We start from the raw sequence: 1848 nt of genomic DNA, 5'->3' as shown, positions 1-1848 counted from the left end.
CGTACGCCCGGCTGCGCCTCGATGGCGGCGGCGATCTCGCCCAGTTCCACCCGCTGGCCGCGCAGCTTGACCTGGCCGTCGGTGCGGCCCAGCACAAGCAACTCGCCCCCGGCCGTCCAGCGGCCCAGGTCGCCGGTGCGATAGCGCCGTCCGTCAGGCGTGGCGGGGAAGGCGCGCTTGGTCAGGTCGGGTCGGTTCAGATAACCCTGGGCCAGGCTGGCGCCGGCCACCCAGATTTCGCCGATGGCCCCGGGGGGCACCTGGCGGCCCTGGGCGTCCAGGATCATGACGCGGATGTTGGGCAGGGGCCGGCCGGCTGTCAGGCGGGGCGCGTTCGGATCAACACGGCCCACCGTGGTGGCGGCCGTATTTTCCGTGGGGCCATAGCCGTTGTAGCAGGCGAGCGTGCCGGCGTAGTGGCGGGCATCGGTGGCGATGGGCGCCTCGCCCACGGTCATCAGGATGCGCAGGGGTGGCAGGGGGGCCCGCTCGAACAGGCGTAGGTAAGAGGGCGCCATGGTGGCAACGGTGATGCCCCGGCCGGCGATCAAGGCCGGCATCGCCGCGATGTCGTCCATCTCGGCCCGGGTCAGCGGGGACAGGGCGGCGCCCACCCCCCAGGCCATCACGACATCCGAGACCCACAGGTCGAAGGTGGGGGAGGCCAGGGTCAGCACGCGGTCGGCCGGCGTGATCCCGAACCGCTCGCCCATGCCGACCGCCAGGTTCATCAGGCCGGCATGGGTGATGACCACGCCCTTGGGCGTGCCGGTGGAGCCGGAGGTGTAGAGGATGTAGGCAGGATCCGCGCCGACATCCTGGGGCATGTCCTCGTCCACCAGGGAGACGTCCCGCACTTCCTCGGGCCGCAGCAGGGGCAGGCCCAAAGCGGCCAAGGCATCGGGCGGGGTGTGACCGTCCAGTGCCAGGATCATCTGTGCGCCGGCATCCTGGGCGATGAAGGCCAGCCGGTCGCCCGGCAGGTCGCTAGTCAGGGGCACATAAGCGCCACCGGCCCGCCACACCGCCAGCACGGCGGCGGGCAGGGCGGGGGAACGGTCGGTCAGAATGCCCACCACCTGGCCCCGGCGCAGGCCCAGCCGGCGCAGGGCGGCGGCCAGGGCGCCGATCTCGGCATCCACCTCGGCGTAGGTGCGCACACCGGCGGCGGTGATGAGGGCGGGCGCCTCAGGCTGGGCCCGGGCCAGATCCTGGAACAGGCGGTCGAAGCGGGGTGCGGGCGGCGTCAGGGCGGGCCCGTGCTCCCACAGCGCCAGCTGGGCGGCCTCATCCGGCAGCAGGGTGGGCAGGGGCTGGTCGGCAGCCCCTTGCGCCACATGGCGAGCCAGGGCCGCCAGCGACAGCGCCCAGCTCTCCGCCGTTTCCCGGTCATAGACGGTGGCGTTGACGAACAGCTGCAGCGCGTGGCGGCCGTCGGCCCGGGCCTCATGCGCCAGCACCATGTCCTGGGCCGGGGCATTGGTGGTCAGGCGATAATCCACCGCCCCGGTGGCGGGGGGCTGCTGTGGCACGAAGCGCCAGGCGGCGTCGCGGCCGGCGTCGCCGCCCATGTCGCCCGGATTCTCCGTCACCGCCATGTCGAACAGCGGGAAGCGGCCGGGCTGGACCAGATCGGGGTATTGGCCCCGGAAGTCCGCCAGGATGCGGGCGGTGGGATAGCGGGAGTGGCTGAGGCCATCGGCCAGCGACTGCTGCACCCCGGCCAGGACCACGGCCAGCGTGTCGCCCTCCACCAGATGGCAGGCCAGGGGCAGCATGTTCAGGTAATAGCCCACCACCCGGGCCTCATCCGCCGTCTCGCGGGTGGAGGCGGCGGTGCCCAGGGTG

At 72.8% G+C, this 1848-nt stretch carries 1 protein-coding gene; it reads right to left on the bottom strand.

Features of this window, described 5'->3' with window-relative positions; genetic code table 11:
* A partial coding sequence (locus tag FBZ87_RS28960) for an amino acid adenylation domain-containing protein (protein WP_145614029.1) occupies nucleotides 1-1848 on the bottom strand: 1848 nt, incomplete at both ends.

It is taken from the genome of Nitrospirillum amazonense (assembly GCF_007828035.1).
GTDB classification, from domain to species: Bacteria; Pseudomonadota; Alphaproteobacteria; order Azospirillales; family Azospirillaceae; genus Nitrospirillum; species Nitrospirillum amazonense.
The sequence above is the reverse complement of the archived record's forward strand: the minus strand, read 5'-3'. Positions and strand labels throughout refer to the sequence as shown.